The following is a 2,805-nucleotide window of genomic DNA, read 5'->3' as shown; positions in this document are numbered from 1 at the left end:
GCGCGATGGTTTTTATGATCGCGTTGTTGACGATTGCTGCCGCTTCCATCTGCGGCATGTGGCCAGCCTGCGGGATCGTGACGAAGGTTGCATTGGCGGGGATTTCGCCTTGCTCCGGCACCGGCACGATCTGATCCTGGTCACCCCAGATCAGCGTCACCGGGCATGACAGGGCGCTCAGCGTTGCGCCGATCGATTGCTTCTGGCCTGTGTCGCCGGCAATGGCATCCGCAATGGCCGAAAGCGCTTCCGCAACACCTTCCAGCCGCTTGAAGCGCAAGGTGCCCTCGACCATGTCGTTGGTGATCTTGGACGGATCGGCAAACAGCCGCTCCAGGACAGCCTGCAGCGGACGCCGGCGCTCTGCGGCGATGAAGTCAGTGAGGAAGTCCCGGCTCATCTCCTTGCTCAGGCCAATCGGTGCGATCAGCGTCAATGATCCGATGCGCGACGGTAGACGTGCTGCCAGAGCCGCAGCAATGGCGCCGCCGAAAGAGTGCGCGACCAGATGGATCTTTCCGGAAGCAATCGGAGTGACCGCCTCCTCGATCGCTATGGCTATCTCGTCAACGACATTGCTGCCCACCACGGGCGAGGAATCGCCGTGACCGGGAAGATCAACTGCAATCGTCCGCATCGTTTCGGCAAGCACCGGCTGGTTGAAGAGCCAAGTCGTCAGATCTCCGCCGAAGCCGTGCAGGAAGAGCACGATATCGTCGCTCGGCTCGCCTGCTTCCAGCAGGTTCAGCGAGCCGCCTGCAACCGAGACTTTCCGTGGAAGGGATGCGCCACCCTCGCCCTCTTCGCCGCTGCCGATCCGATCAGCATAGCTCTGGATGAAAGCATCGATCTCTGCTTGCGTGGCGCTCTCGTCGGCAATCACGCCGGCCAATGCACCGACGGGGGCCGTCGTGCCTTCTGCAAGCACAATCTGCCTCAGCGTACCGCTAGCCGCCGCTTCCAGCACATTCGTCACCTTCGTGGTCTCGATCTCCAGGATCTCCTGACCGCGCGTGACACTGCCCCCCTCGCCGATCATCCATTGAGTGATCTTGCCCTCGGTCATCGTCATTCCCCATTTGGGAATCGTGACTGCTTCGATAAGCGACATGGCATTTACCTCTTTACGATTGACTTGACGGCTTTGATGACCGCGTCCGGCGTCGGCACATAGGCGTCTTCAAGGTTGGGAGCATAAGGAACCGGCGTGTGCGGCGCGGTCACCAGCTTGATCGGCGCCTTGAGGGCGTCGAAGCATTGATCGGCAAGCAGGGCAGAGATATCGGCCGCCACACCACAACGCGGATTGCCTTCGTCAACGATGACAACGCGACCGATCTTTTCCGTCACTTCCACCAGGGTATCCTCGTCGAGCGGCGAGGTCGTGCGCGGATCGACGATGCTGGCGGAGATGCCTTCCGCAGCAAGACTGCGCGCTGCGTCTTCGGCCACGCTGACCATCCGGCCGACGGCAATGATCACCACATCCTTGCCATCGCGCACCACACGCGCTTCGCCGAACGGAATCGTATAGGAGGCGTCCGGAACTTCGCCGACCGTGTCGTAGAGCATCTTGTGCTCAAGGAAGATCACCGGATCATCATCGCGAATGGCCTGCAAGAGCAGTCCCTTGGCGTCATAGGGATTGGACGGAATGACCACCTTGAGGCCGGGGATATGGGTGAAGATCGCGTGCAGTGCCTGGGTATGCTGCGATCCGGAACGGCTGCCCGCCCCATAGGTCGCCCGGATGACGAGCGGCGTCTTGGCGCGGCCGCCGAACATGTAGCGGAACTTCGCCGCCTGGTTCATGATCTGGTCGAGGCAGACGCCGGCAAAATCGACGAACATGATCTCCGCAATCGGACGCAGGCCCGTCAAGGCGGCACCGGCCGCAGCTCCGATAAAGGCAGCTTCGCTGATCGGCGTGTCGCGCACCCGATCCGGACCGAAAGCTCCGAGCAGGCCACGGGTCACGCCAAAGGGGCCGCCCCAGGCATCCTTCACTCCGTTCGCTCCGGCGCCGCCCGTCAGATCTTCGCCCATCATGATCACCCGCGGATCGCGCGCCATCTCGGAATGAAGTGCATCGTTGAGTGCCTGGCGGAATGATTTCTTGGCCATCTCAGTCGTCCTTACAGATATTTGACGTAGACGTCGGTCGTCAGGGCCGACAACGGCGGGAACGGCGCAGCGCGGGCGGCGGCGACGGCGTGATCGATCGCTGCTTCCACCGCCTCGTCGACCGCATCGAGTTCCGCACTATCCAGCAGCGAGACTTCCTTCACATGCTTACGGAAGATGCTGAGGCAGTCGCGATTGTTACGCATCGCGGCCTTCTCTTCCGGCGTGCGGTAAGTGTCGGGATCGCCGCTATAATGGCCATAGTAACGCGGGACATGAATGTGCAGCATCGTCGGGCCGCCGCCGTTCCTGGCGCGCTCGACAGCTTCACCTGCCGCTTCGTAGACCTTGAAGACATCCGTGCCATCCACTTCGATCGACGGGATATCGTAGCTTTCGGCGCGCCGCGTGAAGCTGCCTGCAGACACATGCTCGTTGGCTGTCGCCTCACCAAAGCCGTTGTCCTCGATTGCAAAGACAATCGGCAGGTTCCAGATCTTCGCAAGGTTGAAGCTCTCGGACATGACGCCTTCATTCATCGCCCCGTCGCCGGCAAAGGCGACTGCTACCTGGCCGGTCCCTAGCAGCTTTGCGCTCAGCGCCGCCCCGCAGGTGATCGGAGCGCCAGCCGCAACGATCCCGTTCGCTCCGAGCATGCCCTTGCTGATATCCGCAATGTGC

At 61.7% G+C, this 2,805-nt stretch carries 3 protein-coding genes; all 3 read right to left on the bottom strand.

All coding sequences use genetic code 11. The annotated features are described in order from the left end of the window. Positions 1 to 1,111: acetoin dehydrogenase dihydrolipoyllysine-residue acetyltransferase subunit (locus BS629_RS37875; protein ID WP_077988839.1), on the bottom strand; the 1,111-nt coding region annotated here is incomplete at its 3' end. A 5-nt stretch (positions 1,112 to 1,116) separates the two neighbouring features. Beyond that, entirely contained in the window at positions 1,117 to 2,124 is a 1,008-nt protein-coding gene (locus BS629_RS37870; RefSeq protein WP_077988838.1) for an alpha-ketoacid dehydrogenase subunit beta, read from the bottom strand. An 11-nt stretch (positions 2,125 to 2,135) separates the two neighbouring features. Then, on the bottom strand, positions 2,136 to 2,805 hold a 670-nt coding region (locus BS629_RS37865; RefSeq protein ID WP_131714433.1), incomplete at its 5' end, for a thiamine pyrophosphate-dependent dehydrogenase E1 component subunit alpha.

Source organism: Rhizobium leguminosarum bv. viciae USDA 2370 (assembly GCF_002008365.1).
Taxonomy (GTDB): domain Bacteria; phylum Pseudomonadota; class Alphaproteobacteria; order Rhizobiales; family Rhizobiaceae; genus Rhizobium; species Rhizobium leguminosarum.
The sequence above is the reverse complement of the archived record's forward strand: the minus strand, read 5'-3'. Positions and strand labels throughout refer to the sequence as shown.